Annotated in this window: 16 protein-coding genes; 1 reads left to right on the top strand and 15 read right to left on the bottom strand. The window is 34.9% G+C overall.

Going from position 1 to position 17122, the window contains the following annotated elements; all coding sequences use genetic code 11:
- Positions 1-101 precede the first annotated feature (101 nt).
- The 15 genes from ftsH to RQ973_RS05175 all read right to left on the bottom strand — a co-directional run bounded on the left by ftsH (position 102) and on the right by RQ973_RS05175 (position 16450).
- Positions 102-2060: an ATP-dependent zinc metalloprotease FtsH gene (gene ftsH / locus RQ973_RS05105; protein ID WP_001171816.1), complete on the bottom strand. Its 1959-nt coding sequence runs from the start codon at positions 2058-2060 to the stop codon at positions 102-104.
- Between the two features lie 16 nt (positions 2061-2076).
- The gene (gene hpt / locus RQ973_RS05110) at positions 2077-2619 is read right to left on the bottom strand and encodes a hypoxanthine phosphoribosyltransferase (protein ID WP_248035109.1); all 543 of its coding nucleotides are present in this window, start codon (positions 2617-2619) and stop codon (positions 2077-2079) included.
- A 4-nt stretch (positions 2620-2623) separates the two neighbouring features.
- Positions 2624-3901 carry a tRNA lysidine(34) synthetase TilS gene (gene tilS / locus RQ973_RS05115; RefSeq protein ID WP_311523023.1) on the bottom strand — a complete coding sequence of 426 codons (1278 nt, stop codon included), beginning with the start codon at positions 3899-3901 and terminating at the stop codon, positions 2624-2626.
- Positions 3898-5166 carry a serine hydrolase gene (locus RQ973_RS05120; RefSeq protein ID WP_311523024.1) on the bottom strand — a complete coding sequence of 423 codons (1269 nt, stop codon included), beginning with the start codon at positions 5164-5166 and terminating at the stop codon, positions 3898-3900. Before RQ973_RS05120 ends, tilS begins: the two co-directional genes overlap by 4 nt.
- The gene (locus RQ973_RS05125) at positions 5159-5281 is read right to left on the bottom strand and encodes an SP_0009 family protein (RefSeq protein WP_045762396.1); all 123 of its coding nucleotides are present in this window, start codon (positions 5279-5281) and stop codon (positions 5159-5161) included. Before RQ973_RS05125 ends, RQ973_RS05120 begins: the two co-directional genes overlap by 8 nt.
- Before the next feature lie 6 nt (positions 5282-5287).
- Positions 5288-5656 (bottom strand): septum formation initiator family protein, encoded by a 369-nt coding sequence (locus tag RQ973_RS05130; RefSeq protein ID WP_000277028.1) that lies wholly within the window; start codon positions 5654-5656, stop codon positions 5288-5290.
- The gene (locus tag RQ973_RS05135) at positions 5649-5915 is read right to left on the bottom strand and encodes an RNA-binding S4 domain-containing protein (protein ID WP_311523025.1); all 267 of its coding nucleotides are present in this window, start codon (positions 5913-5915) and stop codon (positions 5649-5651) included. Before RQ973_RS05135 ends, RQ973_RS05130 begins: the two co-directional genes overlap by 8 nt.
- Positions 5916-5979: 64 nt before the next feature.
- Positions 5980-9483 carry a transcription-repair coupling factor gene (gene mfd, locus RQ973_RS05140; RefSeq protein ID WP_311523026.1) on the bottom strand — a complete coding sequence of 1168 codons (3504 nt, stop codon included), beginning with the start codon at positions 9481-9483 and terminating at the stop codon, positions 5980-5982.
- On the bottom strand, positions 9476-10045 hold the full coding sequence (gene pth, locus RQ973_RS05145) for an aminoacyl-tRNA hydrolase (RefSeq protein WP_311523027.1): 570 nt from the start codon (positions 10043-10045) through the stop codon (positions 9476-9478). The genes mfd and pth overlap by 8 nt, the downstream gene beginning before the upstream one ends.
- A gap of 72 nt (positions 10046-10117) precedes the next feature.
- Positions 10118-11233, bottom strand: coding sequence for a redox-regulated ATPase YchF (gene ychF, locus RQ973_RS05150; RefSeq protein ID WP_049503819.1), 1116 nt, complete (start codon positions 11231-11233; stop codon positions 10118-10120).
- 85 nt (positions 11234-11318) lie between these two features.
- The gene (locus RQ973_RS05155; protein ID WP_000285188.1) at positions 11319-11513 is read right to left on the bottom strand and encodes a DUF951 domain-containing protein; all 195 of its coding nucleotides are present in this window, start codon (positions 11511-11513) and stop codon (positions 11319-11321) included.
- A gap of 66 nt (positions 11514-11579) precedes the next feature.
- On the bottom strand, positions 11580-12716 hold the full coding sequence (gene dnaN / locus RQ973_RS05160; RefSeq protein WP_281335678.1) for a DNA polymerase III subunit beta: 1137 nt from the start codon (positions 12714-12716) through the stop codon (positions 11580-11582).
- 157 nt (positions 12717-12873) lie between these two features.
- Positions 12874-14229 carry a chromosomal replication initiator protein DnaA gene (dnaA, locus tag RQ973_RS05165; protein ID WP_311523030.1) on the bottom strand — a complete coding sequence of 452 codons (1356 nt, stop codon included), beginning with the start codon at positions 14227-14229 and terminating at the stop codon, positions 12874-12876.
- A 221-nt stretch (positions 14230-14450) separates the two neighbouring features.
- Positions 14451-15209, bottom strand: a complete 759-nt coding sequence (locus RQ973_RS05170) for a ParB/RepB/Spo0J family partition protein (protein ID WP_311523032.1) — start codon at positions 15207-15209, stop codon at positions 14451-14453.
- A gap of 56 nt (positions 15210-15265) precedes the next feature.
- On the bottom strand, positions 15266-16450 hold the full coding sequence (locus RQ973_RS05175) for a trypsin-like peptidase domain-containing protein (protein WP_311523034.1): 1185 nt from the start codon (positions 16448-16450) through the stop codon (positions 15266-15268).
- A gap of 184 nt (positions 16451-16634) precedes the next feature.
- On the opposite strand from RQ973_RS05175, the gene rlmH reads away from it, so the two are divergent.
- Positions 16635-17114, top strand: coding sequence for a 23S rRNA (pseudouridine(1915)-N(3))-methyltransferase RlmH (rlmH, locus tag RQ973_RS05180; RefSeq protein ID WP_000695942.1), 480 nt, complete (start codon positions 16635-16637; stop codon positions 17112-17114).
- Positions 17115-17122 lie beyond the last annotated feature (8 nt).

Here is a 17122-nt window from a genome sequence, read left to right on the forward strand (position 1 = left end):
CCTCTCCAGATGTTAGCTTTTTATTCAACCCACTACAGTTGACAGAGAGCCTAAAAAACAGAGAAAACTTGCGCTTCCTCTGTTTATAGTATTTAAGATAATTAATTTTCTTCACTCATTTTTGATTTTACTTCATCATAAGATAGTGCATGTGATTCCTCTTCTACTGTTTCAGGCATCTTTCCTGTTTCGTATAGAGATTTAATTTGTGTACTATCCAATGTTTCGTATTTCAATAATGCTTCTGCAATCAGCTTGTGAGTTTCACGATTTGACTGGATAATTTCAGCAGCTTTGTTTCGTGCTTCATTCAATAATGAACGAACTTCTTCATCAATTTCATAAGCTGTTTGTTCTGAAATTGATTTTTGAGGGCTTTGTGCACCAAACATGGCATGACTTCCTTCATATTGTACTGGACCAAGTTTTTCACTCATACCATACTCTGTAACCATTGCACGCGCCATCTGAGTAGCTTGTTCGAAGTCATTAGATGCTCCAGTTGTTTGGACGTTAAAGATAATTTCTTCAGCTACACGTCCACCCATTAAGCCAGCTAATTGTTCTTTCATATCTTCTTTAGATAGAAGCATTTGGTCTTCCTTAGGAAGTGCAATCATATATCCGCCTGCACGTCCACGTGGTACTATGGTAACTTTATGAACAACACGGGCATTTGACAATACTAGACCGACAATGGTATGTCCTGCCTCATGGTAGGCAACCAATTCACGTTCTTTTTGTGAAACTGTCTTGTCTTTTTTAGATGGTCCCGCGATAACACGATCTTCTGCCTCATCAATATCAGAAGCATCAATCACTGATTTATTGCGACGAGCTGCAACTAAAGCTGCTTCGTTCAATACATTTTCCAAATCGGCACCAACAAAACCTGGAGTTTGTTGTGCTACTAATTTCAAATCTACATCTTCAGCTAAAGGTTTATTTCTAGCATGGACTTTCAAAATTGCTTCGCGTCCCTTAACATCTGGACGACCAACTAATACTTTTCTATCAAAACGGCCTGGACGAAGTAGAGCCGGATCAAGAACATCTGAACGGTTTGTTGCCGCAATGACAATAATTCCTTCATTTCCTTCAAAACCATCCATTTCAATCAAGAGTTGGTTTAAGGTTTGTTCGCGTTCATCATTACCTCCACCTAAACCGACACCACGTTGTCGACCAACGGCATCAATTTCATCAATGAAGATAATAGCTGGTGCTGCTTTTTTTGCATCCTCAAAGAGAGAACGTACACGGCTCGCACCGACACCGACGAACATTTCTACAAAGTCAGAACCTGAAATACTAAAGAATGGTACACCAGCTTCTCCTGCGACTGCTTTGGCAAGTAATGTTTTACCAGTTCCCGGAGGTCCTTCTAAGAGAACACCAGCTGGAATCCGGGCACCCAATTTTGTAAATCGTTTTGGATCTTTTAAGAATTCAACAACTTCAACAAGTTCTTGTTTTTCTTCCTCTGCGCCTGCGACATCTGAGAAGCGAACTTTGATATCTTCTTTATTAGCAGCTTTAGCTTTACTACGTCCAAAGCTCATTGGATTACGTCCACTATTTCCGCCCATATTTCCCATCATAGAGAAGAGGAAGAAGAATAAGATAGCAAATGGTACTACTGAAACCAGGATGTTAATCCACATACCACTTGAGCTTTCGTGTTTCACTTCAATTTGCGTTTGATGTTCACTTGCTAGCTTTTGCAAATCCGCTACAGTTGTATCTGATGGGAGGACAATACTTGTAAATTTCTCTACTTTTGTAGCAGAGGGTGTAAAAAATTGAATTCCCGTTTCCTGTTTCTCTGTCTTAGCAGTTTTGTAGACACCATACACTTCAATAACACTACCACTTGGTTGGTAGGTCATTTCTTTTACATTGTCGTTAGTGATTTCCTGAACCAATTCTGAGTACTTAATTTGTTGACTATGACCAGCAGATCTGCCAGCAAAAAAGTACTGGAATCCTGTCACTAGCAAGAAAATCATCAACAAATAAAGAAATGGATTTTTTATGAAACCATTATTTTGTTTTTGCATTCAAACACTTACCCTTCTATTTTGAGTAAACTTCCTCTTTCAATACACCTACATAAGGAAGGTTACGATAGTTTTCATTATAGTCTAAACCGTAGCCTACAACAAATTCATTTGGAATTGTAAAACATGTATAATCTGCTTCGATTTCTACTGTACGACCTTCTGGTTTATCAAGCATTGTGACAATCTTAACAGAAGCTGCTTCTCTTGCAGTAAACATATCTCTCAAACTCTTCAAGGTTTGACCAGTATCAATAATATCTTCTATAAAGATAACATGTCGACCTTTAATATCTTGAGTTACGTCTTGTTTAATATTAATGACACCACTACTTACAGTCCCACCATGATAGCTAGAGACCATCATAAAGTCCATTTCAAGATGTGTATCAATATATTTCACCAATTCTGCCATAAAAGGAATAGAACCTTTTAAAATTCCAACTAAAATCGGATTTTTACCCTCATAATCTTTTGTCAACTGAGCACCCAATTTTTTAGCTGCTTCTGTAATTTCATCTTGTGAAATCAAAATTTTCTTGATATCTTTTTCTAACATGATTTTACCTATCTATTTTTTCTATATAAAGTACAGTGTTCATTATATCATTTTTCATTTTTTTACTCAAATCACTGATTTCAATTCCTAAAACTGAACAAATTTTTCCAAATTGCTCAATGATAATAGCTTTTTCTCGTCTTTCTTTAGGAATTTTTAAATCAATAAAAAGTCGCCTTAGTTTTTTACGATGACCATTTTTTATCAAATAATCACCAGGTTGTCGATGCCGTAAAATCAACGATGTTTCACGAGAAACATTCATCTTTTGAACATTTTTCCCTTTTAGAGGGATTCCAAATGAAAATAAATAACCTTCATAATGAACTTGATTTTGATAGTTTAACACACACTCACTACTTTTTTCATCAGACTTTGGTCTGATTTTACAAATTCGAAAGTGCTGGTATTCTTTTACAAGTTCATAACCATTTTTTATACAATGGCGATATTGACTCTTAGTTTTTAAAATATGATGAATTTCTTGAAATTGTTCTCTTGTTACATTTAAATCAGCAAAACAACTAAGATATTGTTGTAGTAAAACTCGCTGTGTTGCTTCACTAAAAGATAAAAACTGAGTTAAATCTTCCACATTGACTGTTTGAGATAATTCAGTCAGAGCAATTTGATAGTCAGATACTTCTTTTCCAAACTCTAAAACCGCTCTCTTTAGCTGAATATTTTCTTTTTCCAGTTGTGGTAAGTAAATATTACGAACTCGATTGCGAAAATAATGATTTTCTTTATTCGTCCTATCTTCAAAATGCTCAACTTCAGGAAAATCCCTCTTGTAAAAAGACAGCAAAGGACGAATTAATTCTCCCTTATCAAACGTTTGTCTTTCTTTAATAGCTGATAAGTGTTGTAATCTAACACCCCTAATCATTCGCATAAATACCGTCTCAACCTGATCATCTGCATGATGAGCCGTTACAAGAGCAGTAGAGGATGTTTCTCTCATCACATCTCTAAAAAATTCATAGCGAAATTGACGAGCTCTCGATTCTGTAAAAACTCCAGAGAAGTTAGCTACATAAATTGGAACTCCAGCTTGTTCAGCTAGTTTTCTTAATTCATGTTCTTCATGATCCGATTCTAATCGTTGTTTATGGTTTACATGAGCTAAAAATAATTCAATCCCAAGTTCTTCTTGGTAAGTTGAAAGGAGATGAAAAAGAAACATCGAATCCAATCCACCAGACAAGGCTAGTACAACTCGTGAATGATCTTTAAAATAACCTTTTTCTAGAAAATGATTTAAAAAATCTCGGTCTCTCATTTTAGGACCTCATAGACATCCTTAGCAATTTTAGAAATGGTATCATAATCAGAATTTTTGGTAAAGATTGAAATAATGAAAGGAGAATCTGTATAGACTATTCCTACATCGTGTTTAAATTCATCTGCATCCCCAATTTTATGGGCTACCTTAGCAGAAATATTCTTAGCAATCCGCTGATTATCAAAAGCTGTTTGCGATAGGGATTCTAAAACAAAACCATTCTGATTGTAAATAGATTCCATAACTTTACCAGCCATTTTAGCTGAAGCCATCTTTTCTGTCACATCCCACTCTTCACCTGCGATAGTAGCCATTTCTTTTTTAAATGCTTCATCTGATTTATTCGTAATATAATAAGCAAGAATATTATGGGCTACATTGTCAGATTCTTTCGCTGTCTTTGTAATTAAATCTTTGAGAGTGTAGTCTTTATTGTCCGCTGTTTTAGGGAGACTTCCACTTCCTTCGGGTTTATAAGAACCAGGGAAATCATTTACTTCAGAAACATACTTCAATTTCGTGTCAAGTTGGTAATCACCTTGATTGATTTTTTCTTGAACATAATAAAGATAAGGCAATTTCATAACACTAGCAGCGTACATTTTTTGATCTTCATTAATTCCAGCTTCCTTACCCGTGCTCAATTGTTTAACATAAATAGAAAACTGTTCATTTTGATAATTCGCAGATAACAACTCTTGTACTTTCTGGATACGATTGTCGTCATTGGAAATGTAATCCGTCGAAACCCAACCAATTTGTTTGATATGTAAAAATTCATGACCACCAGCAAAAATAGACATATCTGCTTCAACCTCTTGATAAGCTGCTAAAGTAGACTTTAATTCTTGTTGATCATAAGGACTGTTATAAACGACAAATCCTGATTCTAACCATACTCGTTTAGAAAAATTGTTGACAATTGAACTATCGTATAAAAGTCGTTTATCAGCCATCACAAATTGATTATTTGACAATTTAAAGACAGGCTGTCCTTGTTTATTTAATCTCCATTCTAAAACAGATAATTTTGTATCTGCATTGACTTTTCCTGATTCTTTAATCAAATCTTCTGTAGAATAAACAGATGTTTCACCATAAAATTTTGGAGATTCTATAACATCTTGATAGTAAAATTGATACGAAGCGTGGGTTAAGGAATAAACTTCTTGGTTTGGAATGATAACTGGATTCTCAGTGCTTACTACTTGAACACTTTTTAGGAAAATTGGAAGTAGTAATATCACTAAAAATTTACGCATTCTTTTTTTCCTCTTCTTCCTGTAGCCGTAACAGATGATTTTTTTGAGCTAACTCTTCTAATTTTTCATCAGATTGACTTAAAAACTTTTCTACAATATCTAATAAATTTTCCATTTTACATTACCTAGGAAGTAAGTCCGGAATAGTATAAACTTCCTCCCATGATTTTGAATAGTAATATTTTGCACGCAAATACTTGGCTGCGTATGTTTCGTCCTTTAATTTTGTTGCAAGATTTGATTCTTTATCTTTTTCATCGCTCAATTCTTGATACTGTTTTTTCAGATCGGCTAACTGTTGGCGACGTTCGAGTAGTTGCTGATAACTTTGAGTTAAATTATAGGTTGGTAGGATGAACAACAACATAATCAAAATCAAAACCCAGCCCATAAAACGATTTCGTCTTTGTCGTTCTTCCATCAAGTATTTACGACGTTGGTGTTCATTTTGAATAAAAGAATTATTCATTTGTACAATTTTTTTATACATCGTTTTCTACCCTTGTTTCGCTGATAATTTCATACATACCTGCAGCATCTTCTTTTTTAGTGCTATCTTTCATTTCTAACACTTTTACGAGCAACAATTTATTTCCAAAACGAATTTCAACTTGGTCATTGATTTTTAACTCTGTAGAGCTCTTTGCAAGAATACCATTTACCTTGATACGTCCCTTATCTGCAACTTCTTTAGCCACTGTACGACGCTTAATAATTCTTGATACTTTTAAATATTTATCTAATCTCATTTTTATTACCTCAAATTATTATTGTACCATTTTTCTACTTTTTATAGAAGAAAAAAGATAACTCCTAATGTGACTCTTTTGATTCTTTTATATTTGCTAATGATTCTCCAAAAGTTAAAAGACCTTCTAAAATCTCATAATCCTCTTTATTACGAATATCAAAAACAACTTCGATTAAACCTTGATTTTCTGAAATATTTGCCTTCAAACTTGTCTGAGAAAGAGCCTGGAAATAATCTTGTGTTAAAAATAATTGTTGCGATATTTTTTCAAACTGAATGACCAGCTTATTAACCTTTCTTTCTACACGATTGACAAATACTTTATCAAGATATGCTTTAGCTAATCCAATTTCTAAAAGGTAAGCAACCACATCTGGATATTCTCCAAAACGATCAATCAACTCATCTTGTAATTCTTCATAGTTGACACGATTGTCAATCTGACGAATTCTCTTGTAAATCTCAATTTTATGTCTTTCATCCGATATATAATCATCTGGGAGATAGGCATCGATTTGTAGGAGTAACTCAGCATTTCCTTTTTCACGTTTTTTGTCAGTTCCATTTTTCTTAGCTATTGCTTCTTCTAACAACTGAGAGTACAACTCAAAACCAACAGAATCGATAAATCCAGACTGAGAGCTTCCTAAAAGATTTCCAGCTCCACGAATGGATAAATCTCGCATGGCAATTTTGAAACCAGAACCTAGTTCAGTAAAACCTTTGATGGCCTCTAATCTCTTCTCAGAAACTTCTGTCAAGGTTTTATCTGGACGATACATGAGATAGGCATAAGCGATTCGGTTACTACGACCAACACGACCTCTTAATTGATACAAGGTTGACAATCCCATATGATCTGCATTTTCTATAAACAAGGTATTAGCATTTGGAATATCTACTCCTGTCTCGATGATTGTTGTAGTTACTAAAATATCATACTGTCCTTCAATGAAATCAAGAAGTGTATTTTCTAAGCGAATTTCACTCATTTGACCATGGACAAATCCAATAGAAGCTTCTGGAATCAATTCTTGTAACTCTGAAACCTTCTTTTCAATCGTGTCAACTTTGTTGTAAAGATAGTAAACTTGACCACCACGATCCATTTCTCTCAATACAGCATCACGAATGATACGATCATTCTGTTCAAGGACATAGGTTTGAACAGGATATCGATTTGTTGGAGGAGTTTCGATGACTGATAAATCTCGGATACCTAGCATAGACATATGAAGAGTTCGAGGAATTGGTGTCGCTGTCAAGGTTAAGACATCAACCTTCTTTTTTAATTCCTTCAAAGCTTCCTTATGCTTAACACCAAAACGTTGCTCTTCATCAATAATCATCAACCCCAAATCAGCAAACTCAACATCTTTAGACAAGACTCGATGGGTTCCTATCAAAATATCTACTTGACCTTTTTTTAATTTTGCAAGTGTCTCTGTCTGTTCTTTCTTACTTCTGAAACGACTTAAAACATCTACGTTAACAGCAAATTGCTCAAATCTTTCCTTGAAATTACTATAATGTTGCTGAGCAAGAACGGTTGTCGGCACTAAAACGACAACCTGTTTATGATCATTGACAGCCTTAAATGCAGCTCGCATAGCTACTTCTGTCTTACCAAAACCAACATCTCCAACTAAAAGCCGGTCCATCGGTTGAGAAGCCTGCATATCTTTCTTAATCTCTTCGATACTACTAAGTTGATCCTCAGTCTCTACATATGGGAATGCTTCGTCAAAAGCATTTTGGTCTTCATCATCTTTTGAAAATGCAAAACCTTTAAGTTGACTTCTCTCCGCATATAACTTAATTAAATCATCTGCAATATCTTCAACTTGACTCTTTACTTTTTGCTTCGCTTTTTTAAAACGTCCATCGTTTAATTTGTTTAACTTTGGAGCCTTACCATCACTAGAAACATACTTAGAAAGAGTCTGTATCTGCTCCACAGGGATAGAAATTCGATCTCCATTCTGATATAGGACACTTACGTAGTCTCGATGAATCCCTTTGATTTCAATCGTTTCAATCCCTAAATATTGACCAATACCATGGATTTGATGAACAACATAGTCTCCTTTTTGGAGTTCATTATAATCCTTTAATCGTTCAGCGTTACTGATATTTTGTCTTCGATATTTCCGTTTAATCTTCTTTTTAAAAATTTCATATTCAGTGATAAATACAAGATTCTCATCTACAAAGTGAAATCCATGACGAAGATTTCCTTCAACAAGATTAACAGTTCCTTTACATATTTCACTTTCATTACTATTATCAACTTTAATATTATATTCAGCAAGAATCGTTGACAGTTTCTTTAGTTCAGTTTTGCTATTTGACTGAAGAACAATCGTATACTTTAATTTTTTGTAACGTTCAATTTCTTCTTTCAGAAAAGAAAACTGATTAAAGAACTCCTGCATAGGATATTGATTGAACTGGTACAGATTATTAAATTTCAAATTTCCAAGCCCTTTTTGAAAATTTGAAAAGAAAGTCGCTGGTACATATTTTTTAAACTGAATTTCTACATCAGCAAAATATTGTAAACTTGATACTGCTTTACTATTATGTAAATCTTCTGTAAAGTAGCTAGCTGTTTCCTTATCAAAAACATCGTACTGGTTCATGATTTTTTGAAAATCATCAAATATAACAGGAACTTGATTCAAATAGTCTATCAAGGTCCACTGTTTTTTATAAAATACAGACAAAAACTTGCGAATATCTGCATGAAGAACTTGCTCTTTCGTACAACTAAAAACTTCTTCTAGGTAAGACTTTAAAGTTGGAGAAAGTGCCTTATCAATCTCATGTTCTAAAAATTTCTGGCCACGTTGATAATCTTCATTCGTTAACAAAATATCACTAGCTGGATAGATTAGTACTTGAGTTTGACTATCTTTTGATAACTGAGTTTCAGTATCAAATTCTCTAATGCCATCAATCTCATCACCGAAAAATTCAATCCGATAAGGACATAGTTGAGAGGTTTCAAATATGTCTAGAATCTCTCCACGAAGGCTAAATTCTCCCTGACTTTGAACTTGTGTAACTTTCTTATAACCAAGAGAAATCAAGTGATTTTTTAATTCTCTTTGTTCGCATTCTTGCCCCACTTGAAGTTCTAAGATACTATCATCAAAAACTTGAGGATTCGGCAAGAATACTCGACTAGCTGCGACGTTACAAACTAAAATCCCTCTTTGAGACTCATCTCTTAGAAAACGTAAAGCTTCAACCCGAGAAAAAATCTTTTCCTGAGATGATACCAAAAATTCAACCATTGGTGAATCATCTACTAGAAATGGATAAACCAGATCCGAACCTAATATGGAGATTAGATCATTAATCAGACGCTCAGCCTCTCCATATGTGGAAGTCATCACTAAAACCTTATTCTGACTCTTCAGACTACTAGCAATCGCTAACGATTTTGCTGAGCCAGAAAGACCTAGCAATAATTGTCTTTGTTTCTGTGGTAAGTTCTCATGCCAAGATAGAATTTGTTTATTCTCTAAAAAGAAATCAATTAATGCCATTTCCTTACCCATTATATTTCTGCATCGTCTTTTCAAAGTTTTTCTCTTGTAAATAATAATTTACAGCATCGTCAACCTTGTCAATAGATTGTAAAATACCAATATGATCTTCCTGATCAAACTTACTCAAAACATGGTGAACAACAGACATTCCTTTTTTAGGTCTTCCAATGCCAATCTTTACACGATTGAAAACCTGTGTACCAACATGTTGAATAATCGACTTAATTCCATTATGACCACCAGCTGATCCTTTAGCACGAAGACGAATTTTTCCGACTTCCATGTCAAGATCATCGTAAATAATCAGTAAATCTTCAATATCTAAACCATAATAAGTTAACAATGCATGAACAGCTTTTCCACTTTCATTCATAAAAGTCGTCGGTTTCACCAGATAAATTTTTTCACCGTTAAGAAAAAATGAGGCTAACTCAGCTTGGAATATCTTATCGTGTGTAAAGGTAACATTTTGTTTTTTGGCTAGTTGGTCAATCAGCATAAAGCCAACATTGTGTTTAGTTTCAAAATATTTATCTCCTGGATTTCCCAATCCTACAAGTAATTTTGTCATTTAAATTTCCTTTCAAAAGTCAAAAGGGTTGGAATTTTTTTCCAACCTAATTGACATTATTTTAAATATTGATTAAACGTTAAAGCGGAATTCCATAATATCGCCATCTTGAACGATATATTCTTTTCCTTCTTCACGCAAACGTCCTGCTTCTTTTACAGCCTTTTCAGAGCCGTATTTTACCAAATCGTCATAAGACATAGTCACTGCACGAATAAAACCTTTTTCAAAATCAGAGTGGATGATACCAGCTGCTTGAGGAGCTTTCATGCCACGTTTAAAAGTCCAAGCACGAACTTCTTTTTCACCGGCTGTAAAGTAAGTTCCAAGTCCTAACAAATGATATGCTGCACGAGTCAACTTATCCACACCTGATTCTGTCAAACCAATGGCTTCAAGAAACTCTTTTTTATCTTCATCGTCTAACTCAGAAATTTCTTCTTCAGCACGCGCAGAAATGACTACTACCTCTGCATTTTCTGTTGCTGCGAATTCACGAATTTGTTTCACATAATCGATAGATTCTGGGTCTCCAACCACATCCTCATCAACGTTGGCTACATAAAGAACTGGTTTAGTGGTCAAAAGGAAAAGACCTTTGACTACTTTTTGCTCTTCATCTGTAAATTCAATGGTACGAGCTGACTTACCATCTTCAAGAACAGGTTTAATCTTTTGGAGAACGTTAAATTCTGCAACTGATTCCTTATCTTTTTGCGTACGCGCCATTTTTTCTACACGCGCATAGCGTTTATTGACTGATTCTAAATCAGCAAGAATCAACTCTAGGTTAATGGTATCAATATCTGCTAGCGGATCCACAAAGGCATCTTCACGACCTTGCTCACGCATGACATTTTCATCATCAAAGGCACGAACCACATGAACAATCGCATCAACTTCACGGATGTTGGCCAAGAATTTATTTCCAAGACCTTCTCCTCTTGATGCTCCTTTTACAATCCCTGCAATATCTGTAAATTCAAAGGTTGTTGGAACTGTCTTTTTAGGAGTAATCATTTCCGTCAATTTTTGGAGGCGTTCATCTGGAACTTCTACCATTCCAACGTTTGGATCAATGGTCGCAAAAGGATAGTTTGCAGCCTCTGCTCCTGCTTTTGTAATTGCATTAAATAGGGTTGATTTACCAACGTTTGGTAAACCTACAATACCTGCTGTTAAAGCCATAGTTTCTCATTCTCCGTTCACATTTCAATCTTCAATATTATAACACAAAAAGGGAAAACTTGCTAACCCTCTTACTATGGGGTTCCTAGTCGATGATTTTGTTCATTTTTCTTTCAAAATCATAGCGACTCATCATGACCACATGATCACAATTGCTACATTTTATTTTGATATCAGCTCCAACACGGGTAATTTCCCAACGATTGGCTTTTTTACCTGTTGATTTGATTGTACAAGCGTGTGGTTTTTTCATTTCAACAAAATTTCCAACTTGATACATGGTTAATCTCCTTTTCTATTTTTGATTATATCATAAAAGAGGCGAGCTAGGCTCAACCTCTTTCCATTAATTTGTGCGAACTGGTGTAATTAGCTGCATGAACTCTTCATCTGTATCAGCTGGAACCAGAGTAAATGGACGAACTGCTGAAATAAAGCTGATTGTAACTTTTTCGCTATTCAAAGCTTTTAGTGCTTCAATCAAATAAGTTGGGTTGAAACTAATTGTCAAATCAGCACCACTTACATTTTCAGTATCAATTTCTTCGTTTACTTTCCCTACTTCTGGAGAGTGAACATGAGCACTTACAACTCCTTCTTTGATTTCTAATTTAACAGTACCATTTTGTGTCGCACTTGATAAGAGGCGAGCACGTTCCATAGACTGGCGTAGTTTAGCAACATCAAAAGTCACTGTTGTATTAAAATCTGTTGGAATCAATCGATCGGTATCTGGATAATTTCCTTCTAAGAGACGTGTGTAAAAGCTAATATTTTCACTTCTAAAGAGAATTTGATTATTGGCGAAGAAAATCTCTACTGTTTCGATATCATCCGTAAAAACAGCTGAAAATTCGCGTAGCGAACGACTTGGGATGACAACATCAAAATCATCGCTATTTTTTTCAAGTGTCAATTTCTTCTGACTGAGACGGTGAGAATCTGTCGCAACTGTTTTTAATTCTTTATGGTTGCTTAAAACAAAGTGGACACCTGTCAAAATAGGACGGCTTTCTTGGGTACTAGCTGCAAAAGCTGTTTCATTGATAATCTTTTTAAGAAGTTTTGTTTCAAGAACTAAAGGATTGCTTGCAGAAATTTCCTGAATACGTGGATATTGCTCGCTATCTTTTCCTTTAAGAGTAATCTCTGATTTTCCACTAGTTAAGACAATTTGCTTTTGCTCAATCTCTTTAAAATCAAGTGTTACATCTGGAAGACTTGAAACAACATTGATAAAGAAAGAAGCTTCCAGTAGAACTGAACCTAAAGAGTTAATCAAGAGACCTGCATTTTCATTTTTTTGCGAGATAAAATTTTCGATTGAGATTTGACCATTTGATCCAATCAAGGTAATTCCTTCATTGGTAACATCAATTTTTACAGTCGATAAGATAGGAATGGCATTCTTTGAGCTAATAGCTCTCTTTGTTGTATTTAAGGCTTGTAAAAATAAGTTTTTATTAATTGAAAAATGAATCATGGATTCTCCTTTATTCTTTTTATTATTAGAAGGATAATAGTAATAATAGAGCGTGTGAAATCTGTGGAAAAACACTTGTAATCAAGAAAACTCAAGGACAGAGCCTTGTTTAAAAGATGTGGATAAATAAGAGAGTTTTCAAAAAGTTATCCACAAGTTATTTAATTTTCTTTTTGATGTTTTCAATTTCTATACGTAAATTATCATCTGTTTCAAGCATGGATTTGATTTTTCCATGAGCGTGAATAACCGTTGTGTGGTCTTTACCACCAAACTCTTTTCCAATCTTAGGAAGGCTATTATCAGTCATTTCTCTGGCTAGATACATGGCAACTTGACGGGCTAAAACGATATTTTGAACACGCCTAGTTCCCTTCATTTCCTTGACACTAACACCATAGAAGTTTCCAACTTCTGTCTGGATTTTATCAATTGGAATCACAATCATTTTGCTAACGTCTTGTTTACGAGCACGAATAGCCTCAGCGGCGATATCAACTGTTATATCGTTAACCTTTTTGACTTTGGCCATTAGGCTGATATCGTTGAGTGCACCCTCTAGTTCTCGCACGTTAGAGTCAAATTGTCCAGCCAAATATTCGAGTGTATCATTCTGAAAATGATAGTTGAGATGTTCAGTCTTACTCTGTAAAATCGCAATACGTGTTTCAAAATCAGGTGGTGTGATATCTGTCGTTAATCCCCACGAGAAGCGCGTGACCAGACGTTCAGGCAGACTCTCTAAATGTTCAGGTCTACGGTCACTCGTCAAAACAATCTGTTTATTATTATTGTGAAGGGCGTTAAATGTATTGAAAAACTCTTCCTGAGTTTGTACCTTCTTTCCACTAAGTGATTGAATATCATCAATGAGTAGGAGGTCTAAACTACGGTAAGTTTTCTTGAATTTTTCCATATCATTGAGTCTCAAATGCTCTAGGAATTCATTAATGAAGCTTTCAGCAGGTATGTATTTTACACGCGCATTTGGACTTTTTTTCAGAATTTCATTTCCAAGGGCATTTAACAGGTGAGTTTTTCCAAGTCCAGGACCTCCGTAGATAAATAGAGGATTGTAAGTTAATCCTGGATCTTCAGAAACAGCCAAAGCAGCAGACTTAGCCCAAACATTACCATCCCCTTGAACAAAATTATCGAAAGTATACTTTTCCTTGAGTCCAGTTTCAGAATATGGAATAGTGGATTGACTTGGTTGATAATCGTTGCCAGGTTCAGACTCGAAAGCTACTTGTGAGCTAGCTTCTTCAACTTTCGTGAAGATATAATGAGCTTTTATTTCAGTATCATAGATTTCAAAACCTGCTGCTAAAAGCATCCCATTGATATTTCGTTCCCAGAATATCTGCATTTCATCGCGGGGTAAGAAAATCGTTGCAGTATCTTCTTCAACTTTAACCAGTTTTGCGTCTAAAATATAGAAATCATAAACTGACTGAGTTAATTTATCATGTGCAAGTTCTAAAAGACGATTCCAAAATTGTTTTTCCTTCAATGATTTCTTCCTCCTTTACTATAGAATTTAAAAGGTTTATTGATAGAATCATTTTACCATAGATAAGATTATTTTTCCACAACTTGTGGAAAACAATTAACAATGTTTTTAACTGTTATCCACATTTTGTGGATAACTAAGAAAATTTCTGAAATACTGGGCTTTTAAAAACTAAAATGCAGTGGATAACTATGTTCGTTAAGAATACTAAAATAACAGCCTTATTTCAGGCTGTTAATAAATTGTTGGTATTCATCTTGGTTATGGAAGGAAATAGTAATTTTACCGCTATCTTTTTTTTGAAGGCTAATCTGAACATCTAATCCGAGTATTTTTTTCAATTTTTGCTCTTCCTCTTTGACAAAGTGATCTTTTTCTTTTTTGCTGCTCTTCTTCGTTTTTTGTAGTATTTGTTCAACTTGTCGAACAGAGAGATTTTCAGTTTGAATGCGATGCAAGAGTTTATCTTGTTTATCACTTGATAATTGAATGAGGAGTCTAGCATGAGCTTGAGAAAGTCTTCCACTTTCAACTTCTATCAGGATATGTTTAGGTAGCCCTAACAATCGAACTAGGTTTGTAATATAAGGTCGAGATTTTCCCATTTTTTCAGCAATTTCTGTGTGGGTAAAACCTTTATCAATTAAGGATTGATATGCTTTAGCTTCCTCGATAGGATTTAAATTTTCGCGTTGGAGATTCTCAATGATAGAATGAAGCATCATATCTTGATCAGAAAGTTGCTTAACAATAACTGGAACTTCTGAAAGTCCAGCAGCAATTGAAGCACGATACCGTCTTTCTCCAGCTAGAATTTCGTATCCAAGTACTGGAGATTTTCTAACGATAATAGGCTGAATCAAGCCGTTTTCCTTAATAGATTGTGCCAGTTCTTGTATTTTTTCTTCTGAAAATTCCTTCCGAGGTTGATAGGGATTTTTTTGAATATCTTTTATTTGAACAATTTTAAATTCTTCCATAATTCTACATTAACACAACTTAGATATTCTGTAAAGCAACTTTACATATCTGTAAACTATTGTTCCAAATCACTAGTACTCTTATCTAATTTAATGGTAGTTGTTTCTTCCTTGCCATTACGGTAGTATGTAATGGTCATGCTATCTCCGATAGAATGGCTATATAGAGCACTTTGTAATTCAGTAGTTGAAGAAATAGCTTTATCATCCACTTTTGTAATGACGTCATATTGTTGTAGATGTCCATTGGCAGGCATACTAGTTATAACAGAACGAACAACTACTCCTGAAGTGACACTTGATGGTACATTCAATCTTTGTAAATCAGTGCTACTAAGATTTGAAAGGTTGACCATTTGAATGCCCAAGGCTGGTCGAGTGACTTTTCCATTCTTTTCCAATTGATTGATAATATTGATGGCATCGTTTGAAGGAATCGCAAATCCAAGTCCTTCGACAGACGTTCCACCGTTTGTGGCGATTTTACTAGATGTAATTCCGATTACTTGTCCCTGAATATTGATTAAGGGACCGCCAGAGTTTCCAGGGTTGATGGCTGTATCTGTTTGGATAGCCTTTGTAGAGATAGCTTGTCCATCTTCAGATTTTAAAGAAACATTTCTATTCAAACTTGACACGATGCCTTGTGTCACGGTATTGGCATATTCAGAACCTAGAGGGCTTCCGATTGCAATAGCTGTTTCTCCAACTGTTAGTTGATCAGAATCACCAAATTCAGCTACTGTTGTGACTTTATCTGCAGCAATTTTTACAACGGCAATATCTGAATAAGTATCAGAACCAACAATTTCACCTGGAACTTTAGTCCCATCTGCTAAACGAATATCAACTTTTTTAGCGCCATTAATAACGTGAGTATTGGTTACGAGGTAAGCAAAGTTACCTTCTTTTTTATAAATAACTCCAGAACCTTCACTAGATACTTGCTCAGTATTTGTATCTGTATCAGTATCTGTAGATCCAAATAAACTATTTTGGGAGTTTGCGGAGTAAGTAATGACAGATACTACAGCATCTTTAACTTTATCGACTGCCTGTGTGGTTGAGTTTTCATTTTTTACAGCTGTTTTGCTGACAGTGGTGGTATTTGTTGGATTAGTGTTTTGTTTTTGACTTAGCTGCAATGTCGTAAAAGTACCTAAAACACCACTAAAAAAGCTAATGAGAATGACTACTAAAAGTTGTCCCCATTTTTTGGAACTAGTTTTTAAGTTTTTCATAGAAGCCTCCATGTTTTTTTTATCAATGAAAGTATAAAATAGCTAGCTTAATTCAAGCTTAAAAACAAAAAGTTTTTCACAACTTGTGGATAACTTTCGAAAACCTGTGAATTTATTGAAGTTTTTCAAAATCTTATCTGTGAATAAGATGTGAAATTGAGTGTGAATATGTTAGAATAGAAGAATGAAAATAAAAGTGGTAACAGTTGGAAAACTGAAAGAAAAATATCTCAAAGATGGCATAGCAGAATACTCCAAGAGAATTTCACGATTTGCTAATCTAGAAATGATTGAGTTGGCTGATGAAAAAACACCAGATCGGGCCAGCGAATCTGAAAATCAAAAGATTTTGGAGTTGGAAGGGAACCGCATTCTTGCTAAAGTAGGGGAACGTGATTTTGTAGTTGTTTTAGCTATTGAAGGAACAACTTTTTCTTCTGAAGAATTCAGCAAGCAGCTTGAAAGAGCCTCTATTAATGGATTTTCTACAATCACTTTTATCATTGGTGGGAGTTTAGGACTCTCTCCAGAGGTGAAAAAGAGAGCCAATCTCTCTGTTAGTTTTGGGAGATTAACGCTTCCTCATCAACTGATGAGACTAGTCTTAGTAGAACAAATCTATAGAGCATTTTCGATTCAACAAGGCTCACCCTATCACAAATAGATGATTGA

Origin of the sequence: uncultured Streptococcus sp. (assembly GCF_963511325.1) — a bacterium.
Lineage (GTDB): Bacteria > Bacillota > Bacilli > Lactobacillales > Streptococcaceae > Streptococcus.

Coding starts and splice junctions, on each gene's coding strand:
- RQ973_RS05135 (WP_311523025.1), bottom strand. CDS start 5,915: ATGAGATTAGATAAATATTTAAAAGTATCAAGAATTATTAAGCGTCGT.
- dnaN (WP_281335678.1), bottom strand. CDS start 12,716: ATGATTCATTTTTCAATTAATAAAAACTTATTTTTACAAGCCTTAAAT.
- ftsH (WP_001171816.1), bottom strand. CDS start 2,060: ATGCAAAAACAAAATAATGGTTTCATAAAAAATCCATTTCTTTATTTG.
- rlmH (WP_000695942.1), top strand. CDS start 16,635: ATGAAAATAAAAGTGGTAACAGTTGGAAAACTGAAAGAAAAATATCTC.
- RQ973_RS05120 (WP_311523024.1), bottom strand. CDS start 5,166: ATGCGTAAATTTTTAGTGATATTACTACTTCCAATTTTCCTAAAAAGT.
- RQ973_RS05130 (WP_000277028.1), bottom strand. CDS start 5,656: ATGTATAAAAAAATTGTACAAATGAATAATTCTTTTATTCAAAATGAA.
- tilS (WP_311523023.1), bottom strand. CDS start 3,901: ATGAGAGACCGAGATTTTTTAAATCATTTTCTAGAAAAAGGTTATTTT.
- RQ973_RS05170 (WP_311523032.1), bottom strand. CDS start 15,209: ATGGAAGAATTTAAAATTGTTCAAATAAAAGATATTCAAAAAAATCCC.
- RQ973_RS05175 (WP_311523034.1), bottom strand. CDS start 16,450: ATGAAAAACTTAAAAACTAGTTCCAAAAAATGGGGACAACTTTTAGTA.
- mfd (WP_311523026.1), bottom strand. CDS start 9,483: ATGGGTAAGGAAATGGCATTAATTGATTTCTTTTTAGAGAATAAACAA.
- RQ973_RS05155 (WP_000285188.1), bottom strand. CDS start 11,513: ATGTATCAAGTTGGAAATTTTGTTGAAATGAAAAAACCACACGCTTGT.
- hpt (WP_248035109.1), bottom strand. CDS start 2,619: ATGTTAGAAAAAGATATCAAGAAAATTTTGATTTCACAAGATGAAATT.
- ychF (WP_049503819.1), bottom strand. CDS start 11,233: ATGGCTTTAACAGCAGGTATTGTAGGTTTACCAAACGTTGGTAAATCA.
- RQ973_RS05125 (WP_045762396.1), bottom strand. CDS start 5,281: ATGGAAAATTTATTAGATATTGTAGAAAAGTTTTTAAGTCAATCTGAT.
- pth (WP_311523027.1), bottom strand. CDS start 10,045: ATGACAAAATTACTTGTAGGATTGGGAAATCCAGGAGATAAATATTTT.